Source organism: Haloarcula sp. DT43 (assembly GCF_037078405.1).
GTDB classification, from domain to species: Archaea; Halobacteriota; Halobacteria; order Halobacteriales; family Haloarculaceae; genus Haloarcula; species Haloarcula brevis.
This window is the reverse complement of sequence record NZ_JAYMGZ010000002.1, coordinates 24,275-47,987: the sequence shown is the minus strand read 5'-3', so window position 1 is coordinate 47,987 and position 23,713 is coordinate 24,275. Positions and strand designations below refer to the sequence as shown.

Here is a 23,713-nt window from a genome sequence, read left to right as displayed (position 1 = left end):
TTCGGATACCCAGTTAGGGCACGTCTCCGTGGCGTTCAGAATGAGCAGTTAATAGTTTTCGGCGGTGAAGTTACTTTATTCTCGGCACGTAGAGTACCATCCTTCTTCTAATTCAGGTATGGTCGGATACGACGATGACAGCCTTCCGCCGAGTGAGTACGTGCGGGAAAACAAGCAGCAGTTAGAGCGACTGATCAAACACAGTAACAACGACTTCGTTCGGGCCTTAGCGATTGCTGCCTTCGTTGAATATGGCGAAGACGCCTCTGTAGAATCAATCACAGATGATCTTGAACGGATCAAGGAACTGAAAGATACACAGTGAGACACGCGGCACGATTCTGACTCTCGAACGCTAGCTATTCGACTCAGCGCTTTCTCCCCGTTCCTGAATCGTCCAGAGACGGAATAGCCACGCAAAATATGATACTTCAAAGTATCGTACTCTGAAGTACGATAAGAGAAGGTATTATAAATCGAGGGAGAGTAGGAGTAGCTATGCCGGGCTTCGTAAACCGGAGTGAGGAACTCTCACGGCTCAGGGATCTCTACGAATCAGACGATGCCGAACTCGCGGTGATATACGGTCGACGGCGGCTCGGTAAGACCGCCCTCGTCAAGCAGTCCCTCAATCAATATGATGACGCCGTCGTTTATCAAGCGAAGCAGAAAACGAGTGCTCTCCAGCTCCAGCAGTTCATCGACGCGGCCGCGGACTCCTACCCAGGCGTGACTCGGATACGGGAAGACTGGGAAGAGATCCTCGGATATCTCGCCGAACAGGACGCGATTATCGTTCTCGACGAGTTCCTGTACCTCGTCGAACAGGATGAGAGCCTTCCCTCGGTGTTACAGGCAATGTTCGACCACGAGCTTGACGAGTCGGCTGCGACGTTCGTTCTCGTCGGGTCGTCAATCAGCATGATGGAAGAGGCAGCTCTCCTCGGCAACAGCCCCCTGTACGGCCGATCCTCACTCAAACTCGACATCAGACAACTACCATTCGAAGCCGCAATGGAGTTCTTCGACGATGCATACACTCCCGACGAGCAAGTCCTCACGTGGGGCGTCTTCGGCGGCGTCCCGTACTACCTCGAAGAGGTCTCACCCGACGCGACGCTCGCAGAGAACATCCAGCAGACGATACTCTCACGCCACGGAACTCTCCATAATGAACCGGACTACGTGCTCCGGATGGAACTGACAGAACCGACACGGTACTTTTCGATCATAGAGGCCATCGCCGGTGGAAGCACCAGCCGGAACGAGATTGCAGGGACGACGGGCATCGACTACAATCAGCTCTCGAAATACCTCAATCGACTCTCTCGACTCAGGCTCGTCGATCAGCACGTCCCGGTAACTGAGCAAAAAGAGCGGAGCAAACGCAGCAGATATCGGATTCGGGACCCATTCTTCCGCTTCTGGTTCCACTTCGTCTACGGGACCGGCGAACAGTACGACGAACTCGGGGAAGATGCGTACGAGGTGCTGATCCAACCAGAATTGGCTGACTTCGTGAGCCACTCGTTTGAGGACCTCTGCTGCTCGGCACTTCGGTCACTGTACCCGGAGTACACGATTACACAGACCGGGCAATGGTGGTACGGTGAACACGAAGTTGACGTCGTGGGACTCACCGCGGGAGGCACCCTGATCGTTGGCGAGTGTAAATTCCAGCAGTCGCCACTGGGGTATGACGCACTCTCGAAGCTGGAACGGCACGTCGAGGAGCTTCGATGGACACCCAAGGACGGTAGCAGTCGAGTCGAAAAGTACGCCCTATTCTCGCGGAGTGGGTTCAAACAGTCCGTAGAGGAAGCGGCTTCGGAGCGGGAAAATCTTCGGCTCTTCACAGTTGACGACGTCGTTACTACGTTGGGTACATAACCAGCTCAGACACTCATTCGCGTATCCTCATCAAGGGAAAGAGACTGAAAGGTGGGAGAACCGGCACTTGGCGTTTCCCAACCGTCAACAAAGACCTCCGGTATGGACTGCAGCTCTTGCCGCAGAGAATCAAAACGACCATCGCGTTATTCTTATAAAGAATCTGTACTCACAGCACGAATCTCCGACTCACAGTACGACCATTTTAGCAACATATCAGATTAATAGATTCACTTCGGGTTTCTCTCTCTGAAGAACAAACCCGAACCACAAATCAGGAAAATCAGCAGACTGCGACGGACTTCGGATTTTTTCTCTTTTCAGAACACGCCGTACGTGACGGGGGTGGTTACCCGAAGTTTACTACGTATTCAGCGTTTAGATGCTGATAGATCGAAATGAGGATGGAAGTATAATGAGATTGAAACCAATGGAAAAAGAAGTGCGGGTCTACCTAGCCCCGTACGAATACGAGACATTCCTCGACCACTGCGACCGCCGAGAGCGAATCGCATCTCGGATCATCGCTGAGTCCTCACCACGGATTGGAAAGACGGCAAACCTGGTCCGGAACGACTTCTTCGTTCCTGACGACCCACGCGTTGAGTTGGCGTTCGTAAGACTCCGAGAGACGAAAGACACTACTGAAGGCGAAAACACGCTCGGAGGAAAGGCGCGGGTTTCGTGGGTACCCTGGGATCTGTACGAGGAGGTACAGCAGTACTGTGATGACGAGGGTATAGAAGGGGACGACGAGATCTTCGACATCACGGCAAAATGGTTGGGTGATCAAATAAGAGAGACCGCTGAAGCAACCGCAATAGCGACGGGCAACAGCGACTACGAGCACGTTCGATCCCATGACTTGCGAGCTTACTACGCGACGAACATGGTCCGTCGTCTTGGCGTCGATATGGAAGTCGTGATGGAAATGGGGAGCTGGGATAGCAGGAAAGCCATCGAACCCTACCTTGCGAGTCCACTACCCCGCGACTTGCAAGACGAACTCGCACGCGCGGGAGTAGTGGAAAAAGACGTTCCGGCCCCGCCGCGGCAGGACGAGTTCGGCAAGATACTGGCACGGCTAGAACAGATCGAGCGCGCACTCGATCTCCGGGGAATCGTTGACGTGGCTGATCTAACGAAAAGCGATGTGCAAACCCTAAAGAAACGGTTAGATGCCGAAGAGACCGCAGCCGAAAAGGAAGAGTTCGAATCAACGAAGCCACTGAGTGACTTCTTGAACGCTGCGACGCCATCCACTGCAATCGCCCTAGGGACGATGGTCACAGTAAGAGAGTCCCTTACTCGCGTACGGTATGAGCGAGAATCAATGAAAGCGACTACAACAGAACCCGCCCCGGTAGCAGGCGCAGCAGCGTACGCATTGGGCCTGTTGCTGGTTCTCGCCCCTATTGTCATCTCGACGGGCGGGGTCATCTCTCCGGACATCGCCGCTGCGACACTCGGAGGAGTAGTTGGTTCCACCAGATTCGATTTCGACGAACCGAGAAGCGATTAAACGGCCACCGGAAAACACGACAAAATCGAAGTGGTGATTCGAACAGTCACCGCGACAGAGTCGTCCTCAACTTTGTAAGCTGGGAGTCAGAAGACCATCGAAACATCTCCTACCCGTCGGGTCACGGACCGAACGGGGGGACTGGAAACTAAGTGCACTCCTCGATTCTCTTCTCTATGGATTCTCACGTCGGCGTGGACTGGGCAAGCGGATCCTGGGTCGTTGTCGAAGCGACCACCGAGACCACCGACATCAGTACAGAACCCTCACTGCTCAACGTCTGGCACGAATACAGGGATCGGGCAACCGAGATCCTCGTAGACATCCCAGTTCACCTTGAAAGTGAGGGAAATCGGAAGTGTGACCAGGAAGCCAAGGACTTCCTCGGCTCCCGGGGTAGTACCGTCTTCTGGACACCGAACAGCGACGCAGTGACAGCACATGACTACGACGACGCAGTAGCGAAGAATACGCGCGGGTTGGGAAGCCACAGCTGGGGCCTCATCCCACGTATCCGGGAAGTGAACGCCTTGCTGGATGAATTCGACACCGCACGTGCGACGGTCTACGAGAGTCACCCAGAGGTGTGCTTCAAAGCATACCACGGCGACGACCTCCCGTCGAAAAAAAGCGACACAGGCCTCGAAGCCCGGAAAGAGTGTCTCATCAAGCACGGCGGAGACACCTTCCAACCAGTACTCGACCTTGCTGACGAGCGCCAAACAAACAGCCAGTGGCATCACCGCATCCAGTCAGGCCGCGTCGACGACGTCCTCGACGCCGCCATCCTCGCACTCACCGCCCGCGAATCTAACGGAACCTACTCGACCCTCCCAGCCGATGCTGACCCCACCTGTGATCCATCTATTGTCTACCCAAGCGTCTGATCCTCTTCCAAGAGAGCAGGCGGTTGGAAAGTAGATTTGGCTTGATCCGTCCGTCTCGACAACGTACAGAATTATGGCTTGAACGTGTATTCAACGGTGTCATACTCATTCAGATCAATCCCGTATTCACTGAGATCTATCTCCGGATAAGAATCCTCCAAGGATACAAAGCACGTTGAACAGATAGCGTTCCCGAGTTTATACGCCACTCCTTCTTGTAATAGTTCTACAGATGTACGAGCAGTCTCGTAATCACTGATGTGGTCGGTGAGCCGCGTCATTTCCCAGGGAAGGTGATACGTATCACGGAGATTGTCATCTTCACAGAAAGAGCAAGGTGCTGTTCCTGGATGGTGATGGTGTCCCTCGTAATCACCGTCTGTTACCGTACTCCAAATGTCTTCTTTGAACTCGTTTGCATTGCGATCATACCTCTTTTTGACAGCCCCTTCGCAAGTTTCTATGTTACATCCCTGGAGGAAGCGCTGCTTATCGGTTAGATCGATTTTCGCTTGGATAGGACAATTATCCCCCGTGATTTTGCAATGCCACCTATCGATAGGTACTTCAATACGTCCAAATTGACAAGTTACCCAGTTATTCCCACCAGCAAAGTCGTCCACATAGTGTATTCCTGTGTTCGCAATATACTGTTCTATGGTGTTCTCGATTTCTCTATCCAATGTACTGATGTCGTCGATATCGAGAATCAATTTTGGTCCGGCTCGCTCTAGCCAGTGCGTTTGGACCTCAGTATCAGCATACTCGATAAGAATGTTCCCGCTGAATTTCATAAGTTGTTAGTTGCGAGTTGTGACGTACAATCTTACCGGTCACAGAATTGTGTGGATAATTCTACAGTCTGCTAAGCATCCCATAGTTCTGATGCGGTTCAAGGCTTCTCATACTATTACTTCACTTGGCCCGTATCCGGAATGTGTCGTCAGTCTCGTGTATCTGTCTCAGACTATTCACACAGTAATAGTTGATAGCAGGGAATGGTGCACTTCTGGGGAAGTAGGGTTTTAATTGATCCAACTGTGTAATTTCTAAGTGGTAAAGCAGCCCCAAGCACGATGAAGCCAGACGAGTTTCGAGAGTGGTCTGAAGCGATTACTGATCGACAGTTCGAACAGGTGGTCGGCCACATCTATGATGAGTTGGGATGGGACGCCCGGGTAACGCAGAGTAAGAAGGATGGCGGGATGGACGTCAAGCTGTATAAAAATGAGAAGCTGCAAGTGGTTTCAGTAAAGCAGCAGGTTGAGGATAAGTCAGGGATCGCACCCATTCATCTTCGGGAAATCGTTGGAGTCGCGGTCAGAGTAAACGCGACAAAAGCGATCTTGGTTACAAACGGACAAGGAAGCAATCGGACCCAAGAAGAAGAGAAGATTTACCGGAACCACTCAGATATGGATGTTGAGCTTGTAGAGTTCATGGATCTCTACAAAATGGTCGTACAGAACAATCTCTTCGAAGTTACAGAGAAGTACAACACAAGCCTCCGCGACAAAGTGAATAGCCTACTTGACGACCCCTCTTAACCTGTATCGTAGACTGCTTTCGCTTCCTGCCACTCTTCTTTCTTTGCCTCAGACGCTCCTCGTTCGATAATCACTGGTTCACCATCACCCGGAATCATGTGAAGAGATCCATCTTGGATTCTAATATCTACGACGTCTGTGTCAACCGGATCAATTCCCAATTGAAGAAGATCGGTGGCGGTGAGATGAATGCCCGTCCCAACCGGCGTTCCGTCACGGTGTCGAGTGATTCTTGCAGACCGTACGACCTCCTCTTCACCCTCATCCTCAAACATTCTTTGCGCTCCTATTCAGTACTTGTTTCGTAGTCCCCATACAACTCACGTCTTCTACGTAGTATCGACAAATATGACTGGGCACGATTTTTCTCTAATGAACTTTGGAGTCTACTTGTGGACTCCAAAGTTCAAGTGGCTGTAGCCCACTATCATTTATAAAGAGGTTTACTTAGGATGGGCGAATATGCAAATTCCCAAGTTCGGGCGAAAGTATGGGTGACACCTGATCAAGTCGAATCGCTCCGGTCGGCATGTTACTCCGCTGGTGCAGACTATCTCCAACAGCGAAACGAAGCAATCGTTACGACGATGTACGATACGGGGCTCCGGGTAGGCGAACTCGTCCAGGTCGATGTCGAACTACTCCGGAACAACAACTCGGAGCTCTACCTCCCCACGGAACTGCAGAAAGACTACCCCAACCAAAACTCGCCACCACCAGTGACCCTCGAACTCGCCGACGACACAACACGGCTGCTCTCAGCGTACCTCACCAACCGATGGAAAGACACGCCAGCACTCTTCCCCTCTCGCTCCTCCGAGCGCATCAGCGAACAAGGTGTACGGAACATGCTTCACAAGATCGCCGAGGAGGCCGGGATTCGACCCTACAAACTCGACGGGAGTAGAGGCGACTCAAGTGACGTCACACCCCACGCCCTGAGGCACGGCGTTGCTTATCGAATGATGAACGAAGAAGATGGAAACACGCTGTACGATGTCCGGAACAGACTCCGTCACCGAAGTATTCAGACGACCGAGAGAGTCTACGACCACCTACTCAAGGTCTAACCGTTTTGTCTTTTCACCCGGTTAGCCAGCACTCATCACAGAACCTCTCCAAACGTTTCAGTCAAAGAATAGAGCCGAAAGTCACAGCTATGACTGGCCGAATCACTCACGTTTCCACCGTCACGTCTTCCGCAACTGTCATTTTATACAGGCGGTCAATAATTTCGACCAGCTCAGAGTTTTCGGTGACGATCTCCTGGATGGCTTCTGATAGGGCTGCAACGTACGCGTCGAAGAAGTCAGCGTGGGCATCAACGTTGATGTTGTACTCAGCACGGAGGAGATTCGACTTGTTCCCCGTAATCGTGAAATTCGTCTCTTCAATCGCCTCTGCGACCTCCGTATTGGCGTCACTGAATCGCGCTGCGAAATTATTGTAGAAGCTATCGTGGCCTGACGGTGCATTTCGAAGGTAGACAACCAAGGTATGATCGCGGACTGCCTCCGTTCGATGCCGGTCAAGTCGGTGGACCAGCCCAACCCGTGCATTCGGTTTGGTCGCATCCGAAACTGGGCGATCCTCATCTAGCTTCGTCCACCACTCCCGAGGGAATAGCCACGACCAATCTGACTTCCCCTGCCGGAACGTCCACTGTCGGCGGTCACCCGTCCCCATCGGCACCCGAACCGCAGCGTACTCCTCCGGCACATCCGCATCTTCAATAAGCTCCGCACCCGTCAGCGTCTGCGCCACCCGTCTTCCCCACGTCGCTTCAAACTCCGACCACTCTTCCTCAAACGCTGTCTCTAACTCCGAGATCACGCCGTAGTTCTCGACGTACAATTCCACCTTCTCTTGCTGATTCTCTTGATAATCTGTCATCGTGAGTTCACTCCGAATCGTGTCGACGAAGTCCTTCAACTGCGCCGTAGTTCGTGCCGGGTACTCGTCGTAGCTCTCGATCAAGAACGACTGAAGTTCTGCAGCCAGCCACTCCCACGAAACATGCACAAATTCCTCAGCGGCTGGTGATGACGCGGATTCCGGGGCCAAGAAGACGTAGTGCTGGCCGTCGGATGGTACCTCGGACTTGTCAACCCCAATCCCGTCGAACGAATCAACGCCGACGTACCGTTCTGTCTGGTCTTGCCCTTCTGATGCGTGAACCTTCAGCTCCCAGCAAATGAACCACTCGTCGGACGCCCACAACACCACATCTGGGATCCCGTCCGACGTAGACACCTCCTGGGCGACCTGGATATCGTCGATATCGAACCGAGAAAACCCGAACTCCAGATCATCTCGATCAGACAACGCCGCCAATACGTGTTCTAACACGGCGTGTTCGAGACCATGCGGTGCATCCGGCGTCAAGAAATGAACGAGAAACTGCTGCCAGTCCCGCTCCTGCGAACTTCGGCCAAGCACCTGCAGCGAAGTCGGTGGGGGTTGCTCCGCCTCCGGAAGTGCAGCAAGCTGCTGCCGTACCGTCGCTAATTCTGTCTCGATACTTCGAGTCATACGATACAGTCACCCACGGTGGAAATCAAAGTGACGCCGCCATCACTTTCCTCTATCCCTCCTTCTTAGAGAACATCATTCACTCAGATACCCAATCTTCGAATTCATCAGGCCCATCGTATACCGTCGTCGGAGGATTATACGCACCACTATGAGCATCCTGATGGCACTCCTCACAGAGTGTCACCAGGTTCTCAGACTCTGATTCTCCTCCAAGCGCAATCGGAACGATATGATGAACGCGGAGTTCCTCTGAGCACCCACAGCGGCGACACTCTCCGTCCCGTTCGATGATCCGATCTCGCTTCGCTGGAGATACCTTTTCTGACTCAGCAGCTTTCGACCAGTCCTTACGAAAAGCTGTCTCCGTTGAGGGATCGTACGTGAATCGGCGCGCGTGCCCCACTGAGCACCCAACCACTTCTGCAATATCAGATGAACGCGCTCCCTCAGCAGCTTCTAACAGGGCGATAATCTCATCTTGGTAGGTGTCTGTGTCCTCAACCTCCTCCTCCTCGTATATGCGCTCTAGCTCAGCCCGGGAGGCGACCTCCCGCGTAGAGTGAGCGGAGTCAGACTCATCATAGGTCGCAAACGTGGTCGGAATGTATTCCGGATTCCGGCGATAGTATTCCACGACTTTCGAAGTCACGAACGAACTCGTTTCTGCGACGAACGGGAATTTCTCCTCAACAGTCCCACGTACATCTGTAAGTGAATCGAATCCCTCCTTGCCGACTCGTTCAAAGAACTCGCCGCGCAGATCCACTGCGACACTCTCCCTTGTCTCTTCACTCATAAACCGATGTGCGTCAAGAATGCAGGGAACCCCGCTAACCAGATTGTATTCGGGCTCGTTCCGGTGCATACGTCTATACGGATCATGTTGCCAATTTGCCGCATCCCACGCGAGTTGTTCATACCCGTCTGAGTACACAGCAGCAAGAGAAGTACTATGAATCTCTTCGATATACGGCCCAAACGCGGACTCTAGGAACTGAGTACGAAGGACACCCGCGTCATCAACTGTCTGAGTAAAGACCACAACGCCTTCAGCAGGATTCGTCTCGAAGAGGACATCGAGCTTGATCGAGAGCGTATCTGAGAGCGCCTCCCTCATCATCGGAACAGATTTGTCCAGGACACGAGGTTCGATATCGTCATATTCCATCGCAATTGAGGGGCCTTCCAAGTAGCACGAAAAGCACCGCAGTACATCTATACGGCCAATGGAAACCATTTCAGCCATGAAATCACTCAAGGCTGCTCCGCAGTCCGTACACTCCATATCCTATATCACATAATAAGAAGATAATTATCTATTCGTTCATCAGAGTGCCGTGTTGATGTCCTGTAAGGACTCGATAGCTTGCTGTAGGTTTGTCCGCAGTTCGTCACTCATCCCGTCGTCTCCTGCTCGCCCATTTCGCTGATCACTATCCCGCGGTGCTTCCCCCGCCGAGTTCGACTCAGGTGTGCCCCACGTCTCAGTCCGGCCCAGGTCAGGACTCTCTGGCTCAGCGACGTCATCAAGCCGTTGCTGTTGATCAGACTCGCTTTCAGCCGCAGCTGAACTCTGTTCCGGCCGAGAGTCCGTGGGACGCCCGCCGCGACTGAACGCGTCGAGCGGGAAATCATACGCGTACGCTCGCTTGACCTTATTGAACGTTGAGCGCCGCGAAATCCCGAGGACGTCCATCACGGCGTGCCGGTCGCAGCCACGGTCGAGTGCGCGTCGCACCTGCTCGTCTTCCATCCGTTGCAGCAGCAATTGCTGGTCGTCAGGGATATGCCCGCGAGCTGAGTTCTCGATCTGATCGAGAAGCCCCCACTCCCCGGTCTCGATGTCCTTATCGACGATCTGCCGGTCACGCGACTCGATACGATTGTCCAGTCCCATCAGCACCCAGAGTCGTTCCCGGACCGACGAGACAGACAGATCTGCAGTCATCCCGGATGCAACCTCCCCAGTCCGGCTCGGCCCATGCGCCGCGAGGAATTGCAGTACCTCAATGTCTTGTGGCAACAGGACGCTCCGGTCCGCGTCCGTAATTGTCACTGGCGATTCACCCGGCGTTGCCTGCTGATGGAGCCAACTGTGGCACGGCCGGCACATCAGCGTCAAGTTCTCCATCGCGTGCTCATCCATCTCGTCCGGATTCCGCTCAATATGATGGACATGCAATGTCGCCAACCCGCCTTCCTCGGGCCCGCAACGCCCACACGACTGGCACCGATGCTTGTACTCCTCCAAGACATCTTCCCGCGTATCCGGGTCAACCGTCTCGTGACACTCACAGTGTCCAATCCGGTCAGACCCGCCGCTATCTGTTCGTTCACCGCTCGATTCCCCGTTCAGTTGTGCCGTCGTCTCTGTCATGCTTCGTACTCTCGTTGATCGGTTGCTCGTCGACGCTCCCGGGAAGTGAGTGATGTATCGCTTCAATCCGCAGGCACCCAGCCAGCGCTCCCACCGAAACCAAGAGTCACCGATCATCCCGGACTCCACGAGGAGCTGAACCCACCTCTCCGCTCGCTTGGCCTCGCGGCTGAATGAATACGACTCATGTTATACCTCCCTGGTCGGCGTGAGTGACTTCACTTGGAACTCTGACTTGCTACAGTACCGTTCAGCGACCCGGCCTAAGGCCCGCGTCCGCAGCACATCCGCGACGTTGTGCTGCACCAGTTCCTCAAACCAACCGTTCTCGAACGCCGGCACTGCATCACTACTCTCATCGAATGGGTCTACGTCGGCGTACTCACCGTCGCACAACAGGCCGTACACGCCCTCCAAGTCTTGCTGGTCGTCGCCGTCGACGCACGTATTGAATCGGTCAGTGACGACCGGAAGCACGTCCGCGTACGGCACATCCACGAACGGCCACGCCAGGTCGCGCTCGGCGTATCGCGTACGGAGGAACGGTAGATCGAATCCGCCGTTCCACCGCTCACCATTATACGCGACGAGTAACACGTCCGAGCCGCTGAGTCGCTCCTTAACGAACCCCGTCACAGCCCGGAGCAGTTCTTCCTCAGACATGTGCGTCGAGACATCCACGTGCACCGGCACCTGCTCTTGCACCGTCGCCTGAAGATCCTCGACTGGGCGATTCCCAGTCTGGACGAACACCTGCACCCCCATCGAGAGCGCGAACCCGACCACCGTCACCTCATCGGTGACATCAAACCCAGTCGTCTCGATATCAAACGCCACCTGCTCCAACACTACGCCTCACCACCCGTTCGAACAGCACGACGCTCCGGCACACGATCCTCACCCGGGGGGCGAACCCTGAACTCGCCGAAACCGAGCCGGGAATGCGTCCCGACCCGCAAGATACCGTTTCGTGCCGTCGCCACCGGATCATCACCAGCATACGCGACGACCTGCCCGTGATCCACCGCCCTCACCGTATACGACTCCGCCCCGTCAACGAAACGCGTCTCACGGCGACGTAACCCGCTCATCGAACCAGGAGTCCTCCCGTCCGTGTCGACACGCCACCACCACGGGACCTCTTGCGCGTCGCCACTCGGATGCTCCGTATCGAGGACGTACGGCGTCACGAGTTCAAGCCGACACGCCTCACCGTCCGCTTGCGCCCCCTGCAGCCGGGAGAAGTCCAGCGCATCCAGCTCAACGATTTGCGTGTCAACGAGCGATAACTCGCCAAACCCGTAGTTCCGCGCACCGCCGACTCGCAACTCGTCAAGCACACCCTCATCAACCGGAACCACACCATCGTCGCCCGGCCCCGTGTGTAGGTAGCACTGGACGTACCACGACACCGACCGCTTCGACTTCTGCGTGTGCGACGGCCGCCCGAACCAACACGTCGGCGCGAACGCCACTCGATCACCGTGCAGCTGAATATCGAACGCATTATGCGCATCTCGCGGCCGTGAATCAAGCAACCAGCGCTGCGCCGCATCCCGATACACGAACAAGTCCGCGTACCGTTCAACATCCGGCAATGACTGGCCGAGCTTCCCCCCATACCCGTCCTGTGACGCTTCGTCAGGGTACTCACCATATTCGCCGGGCACGAACACCCCGTGACTCACCTGGAGGGCTTGACGCGTCTCCGCATCAACACGACGCGCCAAGGCGTTGAACAACGCGTTTCCGGAGACGAAATACGGGTGTCCAAGATACTGCTCCTCAAGTTCGAACAGTACCTGCTGAATCGCCGTCATGCACAACCCCCCGCATTTCCAGTCCATCTAATGACACGACACAAGACCGCCCCGCCACCACACCGTGAGAGACACACCCTATTTCCAGTGTCCACACACCACCGAGCCCCACCCAGACACACCCCATTTCCAGTGTCCTGACCGGAAGCGACCCCCTGCCTCACGAAGCCAACACCGACATCACGTATCACGCGACTCACCTCCAGACGCCCCGTCAGTCCCGTCGCTGACTGCTGGTCCGAGCGCGGCAACGTACTCCTCGACGTACTGCAACGCCACCGACCACGACCGGACGCGGCGAAGCTGCGCATCCAACACCCGCCACCGGCGCTCCCGGTTCACATCAAACGGGAGTTCCGGAAGTCGCGCCCAGACGTCCCCGAACGACCGCGCCGGCACAGCACCGAGTCCCGCTGCCGGCCGCCCATCCGGCTCACTCGTCACGTGCAGAGCGACCCCCGGCAGCGACAACACCGTCCGATGCGGAACGACCTCAGCCTCATCACCGCAACCCACCGCGAGGTACAAGTCCTCGAACCCAGCCCCTGCCCGGTAGTTATCGAGCAACGCCGCCGTCAGCAACGTATGGTACTTCAGGCTCGTGTACGGGTAATACGGCGACTCCGAGAACAACGCCGGCACCGCCGCACCCAACCACGCCGCGTGCAGCTCCTCTGAGTCCTCAATGCTGATCACGTCGTACAGGGCCGCGCCGATCTCCCCGACCGGCCCAACCGACGCTCCAGTACTCCCAGTCAGCAGCGACACACGCAACCACGACTCGTGATTCGCTACCGTCTGCTCCGGCGACCCTCGCGGCCGACTCAACAGCGCAGCATCCGCATCCGCACCCAACGGCACCTCTCGATTGACCGGAATACCACGAAACATCCCCTCAGCATGCTCGTGCGACCGCATCCGCGCCTTATGCACATCGTGACGATACACCTCAGTCATCAAACCCACACCATCCCCATCAGTCTGCGACTCAGTCGATGCTTCACCGACTCCGTCCCCTTTCGAAACAGCTGGACGAATCGACTCAGACGGCGGCTGCAACGACTCGTCACCCCGGTCAGTCACGCCGACCCACCCCCGTTGATCGCATCCGGTGCTTCGAAGTCGCTGTCCCGTTCAGCGAGCCGCGCCTGCAACGCCCGCACAAACTCAGGCCGACACTCAGACGCCCACACCTCGTCTTTCCGCTCCATCTCACTCGTCACCGCCTTCGACCGGTCGAACACACGCTTCACCTCCGACTCGGAGTACAACGGATTCACCACCCACGCATCCGCAATCCCCGCACCGAAATTCCGCGCCCCACCAATCTGGAACGCCATCTCGTCACTGTGCGCATCCAGAAACGACACCGCTTCCAGCAGGAGCCCGACGAACTCCGGCTTCACCTCCCGAAGCGTGAGCTTCCACGTCCCCTCAACATTCCCAAGTAGATCCCGGTCCGACTGGCGAAGCGTCTGCCCGCCATCCGCCTCATTCCGCGACCGGAGCTGATTACTCACCCGCCGGTAATGTGCCTCCGCATCACCATCCAGCACATCCACGTGCGTCCGAATCGGCGAGAACGACACCGGCCGACGCAACAACTTCCCGGGCTGATCACCAAACCCGCCGAACAAGTCATACACCACGCACCCGGGATCGTGTTCCTCGGTACAGCTGCCCTTCTCGTGATACCCTGAATCGAGATCACGCTCGTACACGTCCCCACGCCGGTAATTCCCATCCGGCTCCCCCGGATGACACGCCGTCGCACCAGCAACCTGCAACACCTCCTCGCACCCGTGCCGCAACCACCCCGACAACGTGAACGGCGAGATCTGCCCCTCAATCTGATTCATCGGATCACCCGGCTCATATCGATCCGACGACGCATGATGCCGATCAGTCACCACGCCATCACCGGGCGCAAGCAGATCAACCTCCAGGCCGACGTACACGTCCGGGAACAGCAGATCAGCCTCCGCAACCGGCAGGTCAGCGAACTCGAATCCGTCTGCCATCGTTACGCCACCTCCGCTCGACGACGCACCGTTCGATGCTCCAACGCCGACTCAGTAACCGGGCACTCAGTCAAATCTTCAATCTTCACGCCTGGCACATCAACCGTCGCTGTCGTCTCACGCGGCGACACGCCCTCAACAGCAGGGTCAAGCAACACCGGCCATTTACGCTGATACGCCTGATCAACACACCACCCAACACGACCCGACAAAACCGCTTCACAAACGCCCAGCGTCGCCATCGACTCAAGGGACAGCGGATGGTCCACACATCGCACCTGCCCGGCCACCCACACCGCACGCGGACACGGCCGAAACCCATACGCAACCACCCGCTCACCCGACCGCAAACGCGCCCCACAAACCTGACAAAGTTTTTGTGTTTTATTTATGTCTTCAACTAGGGCTCTGTCGATACGTTCTTGATTCGTCGTCGTGGATCCTTTCATGGGTTCTCTCATAGTCGGTGGGAACCCAGCTCAGGTGTCCTAAGCACCTGGGCGGTTTCTACGAACGTGCCACCCTGTAGAGCTGGGCTTCCACACGAACAGTTACTATAGCCAGTCACTTAAGATTACTGTATACAGTCATAGTTACTATTTGCAGTAATTAGATGACTGTGCCCAGTAAGAGGTACTATGTTCGTGGGCCGACCAACCCGAGAATATGGTTGATGACCAATATCGTGGACTTCTCACTGAACGTGAACGCGAAATACTGAGAGGAGACGCAGATGTTTCCGACAACTACAGATATAGAGTCGTCAGCCGGATACGCACAAAGATTGAAAATGTAGATGAAGATATCGAAATCTTGGCGGAGAATAAAGAAGATCTTTTACAAGAATTGCGTGAAGTCGTATGTGAAAGCGCTGATTGAATTTCAACAGATATAGTGGAATTATATCCGGTATTATCCAACTCGTCAAATCGAATCGTTTGAACTCTTTGCAAGTATGCATTTACGACGACTACCTTTCTGGGGAATAGCCTCGCAATTATTCAGCGGGCCCACCATACCGCCTTCCTTGTGTTTCACTTTCACTTCGTTTAGCTGAGCTATTAGAGTGTACACGTTCAAGATAGGAAAGACGACAGTCACGCATCCAACTATGCCCACTTTCGATGTCGAACAGGACGAGATCATTGCATTTGAGTTCGATCAGACATATCTGTTCAAACAATACTTCGACAAGGATGATCTCTTCCAACAGCTCCAAGAATACTACTATTCTGATAAATACCGATTTGAAGTACCGGAAGAGAAGCTTCCAGAAGTGAGACAATTCTTGGATAATTACTTCTACGGTTTGAAGATAGATGAGGAACCAGAGGATTACTGCGTCGTCAAAGACGAGCAGGTGAATTCATCAGACATACTGAGAAACTCAGTAGCAAATCAGCGTAAAGGAAGCTACGAAATCTACCTTATGAAGGACGAAATCTCAGTCAGGCAAGCAGTCGAGAAGGGCGCTACCCGACTCGAAAAAACCGACCTCAGAAAGGAGAATATACAATGGAAAATCGACGGATCGTAGCGGAACCGGCGGTGGTGGCAACGGTAGATACAAGTACCTTCCACAAGGCTACCCTAAATAAGAGTCTAAGTAATGAGTACTGACAATCTCGACGTTTCAAATACGGGTCAGGAGAAAGGAGAATCCGTATTCGACAATCGCTCTCTTGAGGATATCTATGAGGAAATCCGCGACACCTATCTTGCAGATGAGCGGCCTTGGGTTATCGGATACAGCGGCGGAAAAGACTCTACTACGGCCCTTCAACTCATTTGGTACGCTATCAAAGATCTCCCAGATGAGCAGCAAACAAAGTCTATTTACGTCATTTCCTCTGACACACTCGTCGAAACTCCTAAGATTGTAAACCATATCACCAGTACTCTTGAAAACATCAACGAATACTCTGAGAAAGAGGATCTCCCGTTCGAAGCCCACAAAGTCACTCCGAAAGTCGACGACTCTTTCTGGGTCAATCTCATCGGACGTGGCTACCCAGCACCCAACCAGACCTTCCGCTGGTGTACCGAACGCCTGAAAATCGACCCGGCAGACCGCTTCATCCAAGAGAAAGTCTCCGAACACGGCGAAGTCGTGGTCATCCTCGGAGCACGCAAAGCCGAATCCGCCACCCGGAAACAGGTGATGGAGATGCACAGCATCGAGGGTAGCGTCCTCTCCCGCCACAACAAATTCGCCAACGCCTTCGTCTACACCCCCATCGAAGACTGGATTGTCGACGACGTCTGGTCCTACCTCCTCCAAGTTGAATGTCCTTGGGGCAAAGAAAACCGAGACCTCGCAGCCCTCTACCAAGAAGCCGACGACGAGTGCCCGATGGTCATTGACACGAAAACACCTTCCTGCGGTAACAGCCGGTTCGGATGCTGGACCTGCACCGTCGTATCCGAGGACAAGGCGATGCAGAACATGATCGACGAAGGCGACGAGTGGATGGAACCGCTTCTTGAGTTCCGTGACTTCCTAAAGTCCACTCAGGACCCCGATGAAAAACCCAAATACAGGCAGGTCAAAGGCCGGCAACACGGCTACGTCAAAACCAAGACCAACGGCGACAACGGGATCATTCCCCGAGCCCACAAATTCGAGTTCTGCAAAGACCTGCTGAGAAAGCTGCTGAAAACCCAGAAAAAGGTGAACGAACAGCTCCCAGACGATGAGGAAATGGATCTTATCCGGGACGAGGAGCTGCGAGAAATCCGCCGTATCTGGCGGGAAGAAAGAGCGGACTGGGAAGACTCCGTCCCTAAGATTTACAGAGAAGTCATGGGGGAAGACATCGGCTGGGTGCAGGACGACTACGGTGCCTTCGGAGAAACCGAAGCCAAGTTGCTCAAGAAGATTGCAGACAAGCACGACGTTCCCCCAGAACTAGTCCAGAGACTGCTCGACACCGAACTCCAGCACCACGGCATGAAGCGCCGGGCCTCGATCTACAACGAGATCGACAAGGTCATGCGAGAGGACTGGCGGCCTATGGAAGAAATCGTAGCAGATATCGAAGGCGAAGAGAACGTTGAAAAGTGGCAGTACACGCCAGAGTCGCAGACCTGAACCATCTCTCTAATCAATGAAACTGACAAAGCTGGTCATCAATGATTTCGGACCATATCGCGGCAGAAACGAGTTTACGCTAACCACTTCACAGGACTCTCCTATCATCCTGTTCGGTGGATCAAACGGAGCTGGGAAAACCACGCTGTTCCGAGGCGTCCAAATCTGTCTTCACGGGCGAAGTGCGTTAGGTCGACGGGTCAGCGAAGCAGATTACAAGGAGCATATCAGAGGGAAGCTCCACGAGTATCCCGAAGACACCGCTGACGAAGCGTCGATTCGCCTCGAATTTGAGTACGCCTATATGGGCGAGGTAGACCACTACAGCGTCGAGCGATCCTGGCGTGACCGTGGTAAAAGCATCGTCGAGAACCTCGAAGTACGTCGTAACGGAAAGCTGCCATCCGACCTGGACAAAGACCAGTGGGAAGACTTCCTGAAGGAGCTGATCCCGCCAGGAGTCTCACAGCTCTTCTTCTTCGACGGAGAGAAAGTCCAAGAACTTGCTACCGCAATCGAAGACGACGAAAGCTTCGAAGACTCCCTGTTCTCACTACTCGGTCTCGACCTCGTCGACCGACTTGACGCAGACCTCTCTATCTACCGCTCCAGAAAACTCGACGAAAGCGGTCTCGAAGGCATCACCGAGGAAATCAAAGAACTCCGGGAAGAGAAAGAAGAACTGGAGCAACGTGAACAGGAGCTCAAGGACAGAAAGGACGACAAGGAAAAACGGCTTGCTGAACTCGAAACTGAGATCGACAGTAAGGAATCCGATATCGCTCAAGAGGGAGGTGCCTACGCCGACAAACGCGAAGAACTCAAAGAACGCCGGGCAGAACTCAATGCGAAGATAGAGAATGTCGAAGAAGATATCCGAGACATCGTCACCGACGCATACCCCTTCGCACTTGCACCCAACCTCTGCCAAAGCGTCGTCAACCGGCTGAAAGACGAAAGCGAGAAGCAGGAAACCGCTGCTGCCAGAGAACGGCTTGATAGCGAACTCGACGACGCCCTGAATGGCGACGTCTTCAGTGACCTGGATGTCCCTGACGATCAAGCCGAAGAAATCAAGAGCCGGCTCCAGTCAGAGATCCGAAACAGGTTCCAGGTCGATGACGAGAACACTCAGCTCCTCCACCAGTTCTCAGAAGCACAGCGCCGTGAGATGTACGGCGTCGTCGACAAAGCACTGAACGAGGTGCCCGAAACCCTCGGTGGGAAATCCAGCGAGCTGGAGAGCATGGTCCGAGAACTGCAGGACATCGAAGAGAAGCTTGGACGTGCCCCCGAAGAAGAGGATATCTCGCCACTCATCGAAGACCTGAACGAACTGATCGAGGAAAAGGAATCCCTCAAATCCGATATCGAAGACATCGAGGAAGAACTGAGCAAACTCGACACACGGACCTCCAGACTCGGAAACCAGATCGACAACAAGCTCGACCGGAAGGACGACAAAGAAACCGTCTCAGAGAGGGCAGAACTCGCCTCCAATGTACAGAACGTGCTGAGTGAATACCGGGAAGATCTGGCCAAGGAAAAGCTTCGGAACCTCGAAGACGCACTCACAGAACGGTACCTGGCTCTATCGAACAAGAGCGACTTCTACGAAGGAATTGAGGTTGACGAAGACGCTCTCAACATCAAAGTCAGAACGAAACATGGGAACCACAAACCACAGTCCGAACTCTCTGCCGGCGAACGCCAGATCTTCGCAACCGCCCTACTCTGGGCACTTGCAGAGATCTCCGGCAGACCACTTCCCTTCATCGTCGACACACCGCTCGGACGCCTCGACAAGGCACACCGGGAAAACCTCGTAGAGAACTTCTTCCCGGAAGCATCACACCAAGTTTTGGTCTTCTCTACTGACACCGAAATCGATGACGAGTACTACGACAAGCTGAACGACGACGTTACTCAGGCCTATCACCTGGACTACAACCAGGAAGAAGGTTACACCTCGGTCTCTCGGGGTTACTTCTGGTCCAGTCCTGACCAAGGAGAGGAAATCGACCTGGAGGTGACGCAATGAGCAAAGAGTTCAACCGGATACAGATCGGGACGGATGCCACGAACAGGCTACGAATGGTGAAAGGGAATACTGGGCTTACACCGAACTACCTCTGCAGAATCGGCCTGTGCTATTCCCTGAATGAGCCACGGCCACCAACCCCTGAAGAATACGATAACGACGGTCAAACCTTCAACCGGTACACCCTGCTTGGAGAACACGACGCCCTCTACATGGCACTGTTGAAAGAACGGCTAATCCAAGAGGGGAAAGACCCAGAGGAAGATCTCTACGACGAGTTCGTCGCTCACCTGAACCGGGGTGTAATCCGAGTCCACGGCAACATCAGGGACCTCAGTGACTTCCAAGCCCTGATCCCCAATAGCTTGAAAGAAGATTCTGACGTGGAACCGGATGGTGAGCTACCTTGAGTCCAAGTCTTGAGGACGCGGTCTACCTCGATCATCACGCCACCACTCCTGTAGATGAGCGGGTAGCTGAAGAGATGACCCCGTACCTCACCGAGAACTTCGGAAACCCAGCCAGCGACGACCACCTCTACGGAGCCAAAGCCAAGGAAGGCGTGGAACAAGCACGGAAACAGATCTCCGAGGTTCTCAACTGCCGTAAGGAAGAGATCATCTTCACCAGTGGCGCAACAGAGTCCGACAACTTAGCCGTCAAGGGCATCGCTGACTACGCCGAAAGGAAAGACAAGGGAAACCACATAATCACCGGAGAAACCGAACACGAAGCCGTGCTCGAAGCCTGTGAAGCCCTGGAAGAACGTGGCTTCGACGTCACCTACCTTCATGTCGATGAAAAAGGGTTGATCAATCCCGACGACGTGGAAGACGCCATCCGAGACGACACACTCCTCATCTCGATCATGGCCGCCAACAACGAGGTAGGAACCATCGCACCTCTCAAGGAAATCGGGGAAATAGCGAAAGACAACGAGGTCTTCTTTCACACCGACGCAGTCCAGGCAGTCGGCTATCTCCCAATCGACGTCGAAGAAATGGGAATAGACCTGATGTCGATCTCCGCCCACAAGATCTACGGGCCGAAAGGCATCGGAGCTCTCTACGTCCGTCGACGAAACCCGAAGGTCAAACTCGACCCGCTCATCCACGGAGGCGGCCACGAACGAGGCTGGCGCTCCGGCACCCTCAACGTACCTTCCATAATCGGACTCGGCAAGGCAGTACAACTAGCCGACCAAGAGATGGAAGAACGCCGAGAACACGTCGACGAACTCACGTCCTACATGTGGGAACGCTTCCAGAGCGAACTCGACGACGTGGTCCTCAACGGCCACCCCGTAAAGAGGATTCCAAACAATCTGAATGTCAGCTTCCTCGGCGTCGAAAACAAAGCTCTCGTACAAAACCTGCAACCAGAGATAGCTGTTTCAGCCGGATCAGCCTGTACAACTGGCAAGGTTGAAGCCTCACACGTACTCCAAGCATTAGGCGGCGACGAAGAACGTTGGCACTCGGCAGTCCGGTTCGGCCTTGGGAAAGACAACACCCAGGAAGAAATTGAATACGCCACGGATCAGGTTATTCAGAGCGTCTCCCGCCTGCGGAAGCTACAAATAAGCTGACAAACATCCCTCCAAACATCCAAGAATGGCTGACGGAACAACACCTGAGCAAACCGAGGATGAGGAAGAACAAGGCCTCAGAACCCTCTCCCTCCAAAACAGTTATCGCTCAGGTAACGACGATATCCTGAACGATTTCTACATACCCTGTCTCAAAAACGCAACCCAGTACGACCGGGCAGCCGGTTACTTCGACAGCAAATCGCTGGTCCTCGCCGCTCAGGGAATCTCCAAACTAGTTCTGAACGACGGCAAAATGCGGCTGATCGTCAGCCCCCGGCTCAAACCGGAAGACATCGAAGTCCTGGAACAAGCCTCCGAACCCGAAACCGACCTCGATGAAGAAGAAGTCATAGAGAACGCTCTTCACCGAGGACTCTCCACCGAACAATTCGAGGACTATCTGAAGCGAGACCGTTTCAAATGCCTCGCCTGGATGCTCGAAGAAGAGATGCTGGAAATCCGTATCGCCTACATGACTGATGCGGAAGACCTGAACCCCTTCAGCCACTACCACGAAAAACTCGGAATCTTCTCAGACGACCACGGTAACCAAGTAGCCTTCTTCGGCTCAATAAACGAGACCGAGTTAGCTTGGACAGACAACTTCGAATCTTTCGACGTCTACACCAACTGGTGGCCCGGCCTCGATATGCGGACCTCCGAGAAACAGGAATCCTTCAACAACCTCTGGAACAACGAAGAGGCCCGCGTAACGGTAAAAGAGCTACCGGATGCAGTCGAATCCGGGCTGAAAGAACACAGTCCAGAAACCGTCGATGGCCGTCCAGACCTCGAACTGTTCAACAAGGAGGACACCGGGGAAAGCGAAGAAGAGGAGATCCCACTCTGGGAACACCAAGAACAATCCATAGACGAGTGGATCGCAAACGACTATCACGGCATCTTCGCATTGGCCACCGGCACCGGAAAGACCAGATCTGCAATCGCAGCTGCAAACCTCGATGCCAACAACAGAGTCACCCTCGTTATCGTCCCAACCACTACTCTACTCAACCAATGGAAAGAGGACATCGAAGAGCTGATCGAAGATGCCGAAATCCTCGTCTGCAGCGGAGAAACAGACTGGCGACAAGAAATGCTGGGCCTTGTCAACCCCTACCGGACCGAAAGCACAGATGTAATCCACGACCGTCCTAAGCAGTTCATCCTCACAACAATCCATACAGCGGTCGGAGACGCATTCCGAAGCTTCCTCCGAGGAGTACCTCCCAACCGGCTTCAAATAATCGCTGACGAAGTCCACCGGTACGGAGCCGACACCTTCAGCCAGCTTTTTGAGATAGACGCAGGCCGACGTATCGGGCTCTCCGCAACCCCTGAACGCAGGTTCGATGACACCGGCAACCGGAAGATTATGAACTACTTCGACGACATCATCTTCCGCTTCGAAACCGCCGAAGCCATCGAGAACAACTACCTATCCAACTACGACTACTACCCTATCATCTGCGACCTTAACGAGGAAGAATACGAGAAATACAAAAGCTACAGCCAGCGAATCGGTCAAGTCACCAGCGAACTAAACAGCGACAACCCCAGCAAGTCAGTCCAAAAACTGAGAGAAAAGCAGGAAAGGCTCTCCAGAGACAGAGCCAAGATTCTAAAGAAAGCAGAGAACAAGCCTCACCGATTCGGTCGCTTCCTTGAGACATACCACCCGACACCTGCCATTATCTTCTGCGAGGACAATCAGCAGGTTGACCAAATCAAAGACCAGCTGAACCGGAAGAAGGGAGAAGACTCCTACGCAGTGTTCGTCTCTGATATGGACGAAGATAAGAAGGCCAGTGCCTTCTACCAGTTTAACAACGGGATGGTAGACTACCTACTGGCAATCAACTGTCTGGACGAGGGGGTAGACGTACCTGATTGTCCGACGGCTATCATCATCGCCAGTTCAAGTAATGAGAGACAATTCATTCAGCGAAGGGGGCGCGTTCTTCGAAAAAGTGAAGATAAAGCGAAGGCATCTGTTTATGACATGATCACGTTGCCTGGCCTCATCGCTGAGCAGGGTAACAACACGGCCAGGGAATTTGTGAAGAAGGAACTCCATCGAAGTCGGGTTCTCATGGACTCTGCCGACAACCAAGAAGAAATCAGGCAGGAACTTCGAGAACAGCTTGAACCGTACGGACTGGGGCATCTAGCACTAATATGAGTACTGAAGAAGAGGAAATCGATCCGGAGATTGAGAAATTAATCGCTGAACAGGCTGATGAGCGGAATATCCCAGAGGATCTACTGAAAGAGATCTATGTCCTCGAAAAAGAGATGGTCACAATGGACCGGAGGGCGGGGCTTCCCTCGGAATTAAGACAGATACTGGAGAACTACGTCGATAACGGATGGAGCATGGAGGATTAGCAC

General features: G+C 54.3%; 23 protein-coding genes. 14 read left to right on the top strand and 9 right to left on the bottom strand.

The window, feature by feature from the left end; all coding sequences use genetic code 11:
• Positions 1-118 precede the first annotated feature (118 nt).
• From VI123_RS07450 to VI123_RS07435, 4 genes are all read left to right on the top strand, one after another.
• On the top strand, positions 119-325 hold the full coding sequence (locus VI123_RS07450) for a hypothetical protein (protein ID WP_336337426.1): 207 nt from the start codon (positions 119-121) through the stop codon (positions 323-325).
• A gap of 173 nt (positions 326-498) precedes the next feature.
• Positions 499-1,890 (top strand): ATP-binding protein, encoded by a 1,392-nt coding sequence (locus VI123_RS07445; RefSeq protein WP_336337425.1) that lies wholly within the window; start codon positions 499-501, stop codon positions 1,888-1,890.
• A gap of 430 nt (positions 1,891-2,320) precedes the next feature.
• On the top strand, positions 2,321-3,412 hold the full coding sequence (locus VI123_RS07440) for a site-specific integrase (protein WP_336337424.1): 1,092 nt from the start codon (positions 2,321-2,323) through the stop codon (positions 3,410-3,412).
• A 176-nt stretch (positions 3,413-3,588) separates the two neighbouring features.
• Positions 3,589-4,299, top strand: coding sequence for a DUF429 domain-containing protein (locus tag VI123_RS07435; RefSeq protein WP_336337423.1), 711 nt, complete (start codon positions 3,589-3,591; stop codon positions 4,297-4,299).
• Between the two features lie 71 nt (positions 4,300-4,370).
• On the opposite strand, the gene VI123_RS07430 is transcribed toward VI123_RS07435, so the two are convergent.
• Positions 4,371-5,093, bottom strand: a complete 723-nt coding sequence (locus VI123_RS07430) for a hypothetical protein (RefSeq protein WP_336337422.1) — start codon at positions 5,091-5,093, stop codon at positions 4,371-4,373.
• A 282-nt stretch (positions 5,094-5,375) separates the two neighbouring features.
• Here VI123_RS07430 and VI123_RS07425 point away from each other — a divergent pair, with 282 nt between their 5' ends.
• Positions 5,376-5,846: a restriction endonuclease gene (locus VI123_RS07425; protein ID WP_336337421.1), complete on the top strand. Its 471-nt coding sequence runs from the start codon at positions 5,376-5,378 to the stop codon at positions 5,844-5,846.
• Here the strand turns inward: VI123_RS07425 and VI123_RS07420 are convergent.
• Positions 5,843-6,121 carry a hypothetical protein gene (locus tag VI123_RS07420; protein WP_336337420.1) on the bottom strand — a complete coding sequence of 93 codons (279 nt, stop codon included), beginning with the start codon at positions 6,119-6,121 and terminating at the stop codon, positions 5,843-5,845. The two genes, VI123_RS07425 and VI123_RS07420, sit on opposite strands and share 4 nt — an antisense overlap.
• A gap of 177 nt (positions 6,122-6,298) precedes the next feature.
• Here VI123_RS07420 and VI123_RS07415 point away from each other — a divergent pair, with 177 nt between their 5' ends.
• Positions 6,299-6,916 (top strand): tyrosine-type recombinase/integrase, encoded by a 618-nt coding sequence (locus VI123_RS07415; RefSeq protein WP_336337419.1) that lies wholly within the window; start codon positions 6,299-6,301, stop codon positions 6,914-6,916.
• Between the two features lie 106 nt (positions 6,917-7,022).
• Here the strand turns inward: VI123_RS07415 and VI123_RS07410 are convergent, their stop codons facing one another.
• The 7 genes from VI123_RS07410 to VI123_RS07380 form a co-directional block, all read right to left on the bottom strand.
• Positions 7,023-8,378, bottom strand: coding sequence for a PD-(D/E)XK nuclease family protein (locus tag VI123_RS07410; RefSeq protein ID WP_336337418.1), 1,356 nt, complete (start codon positions 8,376-8,378; stop codon positions 7,023-7,025).
• Between the two features lie 79 nt (positions 8,379-8,457).
• Entirely contained in the window at positions 8,458-9,666 is a 1,209-nt protein-coding gene (locus tag VI123_RS07405) for an HNH endonuclease (RefSeq protein WP_336337417.1), read from the bottom strand.
• A gap of 42 nt (positions 9,667-9,708) precedes the next feature.
• On the bottom strand, positions 9,709-10,758 hold the full coding sequence (locus tag VI123_RS07400) for an HNH endonuclease (RefSeq protein WP_336337416.1): 1,050 nt from the start codon (positions 10,756-10,758) through the stop codon (positions 9,709-9,711).
• A gap of 189 nt (positions 10,759-10,947) precedes the next feature.
• Positions 10,948-11,607: a hypothetical protein gene (locus VI123_RS07395; protein ID WP_336337415.1), complete on the bottom strand. Its 660-nt coding sequence runs from the start codon at positions 11,605-11,607 to the stop codon at positions 10,948-10,950.
• A complete protein-coding gene (locus tag VI123_RS07390) occupies positions 11,607-12,578 on the bottom strand; it encodes a hypothetical protein (protein ID WP_336337414.1) in 972 nt (323 codons plus the stop codon). Before VI123_RS07390 ends, VI123_RS07395 begins: the two co-directional genes overlap by 1 nt.
• Before the next feature lie 180 nt (positions 12,579-12,758).
• Entirely contained in the window at positions 12,759-13,346 is a 588-nt protein-coding gene (locus VI123_RS07385; protein ID WP_336337413.1) for a hypothetical protein, read from the bottom strand.
• Between the two features lie 311 nt (positions 13,347-13,657).
• Complete coding sequence (locus VI123_RS07380; RefSeq protein WP_336337412.1) at positions 13,658-14,599, bottom strand: hypothetical protein; 942 nt, start codon at positions 14,597-14,599, stop codon at positions 13,658-13,660.
• Positions 14,600-15,265: 666 nt separating this feature from the next.
• Here VI123_RS07380 and VI123_RS07375 point away from each other — a divergent pair.
• The 8 genes from VI123_RS07375 (at position 15,266) to VI123_RS07340 (ending at position 23,710) form a co-directional block, all read left to right on the top strand.
• Positions 15,266-15,478 carry a hypothetical protein gene (locus tag VI123_RS07375; protein ID WP_336337411.1) on the top strand — a complete coding sequence of 71 codons (213 nt, stop codon included), beginning with the start codon at positions 15,266-15,268 and terminating at the stop codon, positions 15,476-15,478.
• Positions 15,479-15,665: 187 nt separating this feature from the next.
• Positions 15,666-16,136, top strand: a complete 471-nt coding sequence (locus tag VI123_RS07370) for a hypothetical protein (RefSeq protein WP_336337410.1) — start codon at positions 15,666-15,668, stop codon at positions 16,134-16,136.
• Between the two features lie 72 nt (positions 16,137-16,208).
• A complete protein-coding gene (dndC, locus tag VI123_RS07365; RefSeq protein WP_336337409.1) occupies positions 16,209-17,690 on the top strand; it encodes a DNA phosphorothioation system sulfurtransferase DndC in 1,482 nt (493 codons plus the stop codon).
• Between the two features lie 16 nt (positions 17,691-17,706).
• Positions 17,707-19,731 (top strand): DNA sulfur modification protein DndD, encoded by a 2,025-nt coding sequence (dndD, locus tag VI123_RS07360; protein ID WP_336337408.1) that lies wholly within the window; start codon positions 17,707-17,709, stop codon positions 19,729-19,731.
• On the top strand, positions 19,728-20,141 hold the full coding sequence (gene dndE, locus VI123_RS07355) for a DNA sulfur modification protein DndE (RefSeq protein ID WP_336337407.1): 414 nt from the start codon (positions 19,728-19,730) through the stop codon (positions 20,139-20,141). Before dndD ends, dndE begins: the two co-directional genes overlap by 4 nt.
• Positions 20,138-21,319: a cysteine desulfurase family protein gene (locus VI123_RS07350; protein WP_336337406.1), complete on the top strand. Its 1,182-nt coding sequence runs from the start codon at positions 20,138-20,140 to the stop codon at positions 21,317-21,319. The genes dndE and VI123_RS07350 overlap by 4 nt, the downstream gene beginning before the upstream one ends.
• 25 nt (positions 21,320-21,344) lie before the next feature.
• Positions 21,345-23,504: a DEAD/DEAH box helicase family protein gene (locus tag VI123_RS07345; protein WP_336337405.1), complete on the top strand. Its 2,160-nt coding sequence runs from the start codon at positions 21,345-21,347 to the stop codon at positions 23,502-23,504.
• On the top strand, positions 23,501-23,710 hold the full coding sequence (locus VI123_RS07340) for a DNA modification system-associated small protein (protein WP_336337404.1): 210 nt from the start codon (positions 23,501-23,503) through the stop codon (positions 23,708-23,710). The genes VI123_RS07345 and VI123_RS07340 overlap by 4 nt, the downstream gene beginning before the upstream one ends.
• The last annotated feature ends 3 nt before the right edge of the window (positions 23,711-23,713 follow it).

Excerpts from the sequence above, each read along its gene's own strand:
- VI123_RS07450 (WP_336337426.1), top strand. The coding sequence starts at position 119 with ATGGTCGGATACGACGATGACAGCCTTCCGCCGAGTGAGTACGTGCGG.
- VI123_RS07445 (WP_336337425.1), top strand. The coding sequence starts at position 499 with ATGCCGGGCTTCGTAAACCGGAGTGAGGAACTCTCACGGCTCAGGGAT.
- VI123_RS07440 (WP_336337424.1), top strand. The coding sequence starts at position 2,321 with ATGGAAAAAGAAGTGCGGGTCTACCTAGCCCCGTACGAATACGAGACA.
- VI123_RS07435 (WP_336337423.1), top strand. The coding sequence starts at position 3,589 with ATGGATTCTCACGTCGGCGTGGACTGGGCAAGCGGATCCTGGGTCGTT.
- VI123_RS07430 (WP_336337422.1), bottom strand. The coding sequence starts at position 5,093 with ATGAAATTCAGCGGGAACATTCTTATCGAGTATGCTGATACTGAGGTC.
- VI123_RS07425 (WP_336337421.1), top strand. The coding sequence starts at position 5,376 with ATGAAGCCAGACGAGTTTCGAGAGTGGTCTGAAGCGATTACTGATCGA.
- VI123_RS07420 (WP_336337420.1), bottom strand. The coding sequence starts at position 6,121 with ATGTTTGAGGATGAGGGTGAAGAGGAGGTCGTACGGTCTGCAAGAATC.
- VI123_RS07415 (WP_336337419.1), top strand. The coding sequence starts at position 6,299 with ATGGGCGAATATGCAAATTCCCAAGTTCGGGCGAAAGTATGGGTGACA.
- VI123_RS07410 (WP_336337418.1), bottom strand. The coding sequence starts at position 8,378 with ATGACTCGAAGTATCGAGACAGAATTAGCGACGGTACGGCAGCAGCTT.
- VI123_RS07405 (WP_336337417.1), bottom strand. The coding sequence starts at position 9,666 with ATGGAGTGTACGGACTGCGGAGCAGCCTTGAGTGATTTCATGGCTGAA.
- VI123_RS07400 (WP_336337416.1), bottom strand. The coding sequence starts at position 10,758 with ATGACAGAGACGACGGCACAACTGAACGGGGAATCGAGCGGTGAACGA.
- VI123_RS07390 (WP_336337414.1), bottom strand. The coding sequence starts at position 12,578 with ATGACGGCGATTCAGCAGGTACTGTTCGAACTTGAGGAGCAGTATCTT.
- VI123_RS07380 (WP_336337412.1), bottom strand. The coding sequence starts at position 14,599 with ATGGCAGACGGATTCGAGTTCGCTGACCTGCCGGTTGCGGAGGCTGAT.
- VI123_RS07375 (WP_336337411.1), top strand. The coding sequence starts at position 15,266 with ATGGTTGATGACCAATATCGTGGACTTCTCACTGAACGTGAACGCGAA.
- dndC (WP_336337409.1), top strand. The coding sequence starts at position 16,209 with ATGAGTACTGACAATCTCGACGTTTCAAATACGGGTCAGGAGAAAGGA.
- dndD (WP_336337408.1), top strand. The coding sequence starts at position 17,707 with ATGAAACTGACAAAGCTGGTCATCAATGATTTCGGACCATATCGCGGC.
- dndE (WP_336337407.1), top strand. The coding sequence starts at position 19,728 with ATGAGCAAAGAGTTCAACCGGATACAGATCGGGACGGATGCCACGAAC.
- VI123_RS07345 (WP_336337405.1), top strand. The coding sequence starts at position 21,345 with ATGGCTGACGGAACAACACCTGAGCAAACCGAGGATGAGGAAGAACAA.
- VI123_RS07340 (WP_336337404.1), top strand. The coding sequence starts at position 23,501 with ATGAGTACTGAAGAAGAGGAAATCGATCCGGAGATTGAGAAATTAATC.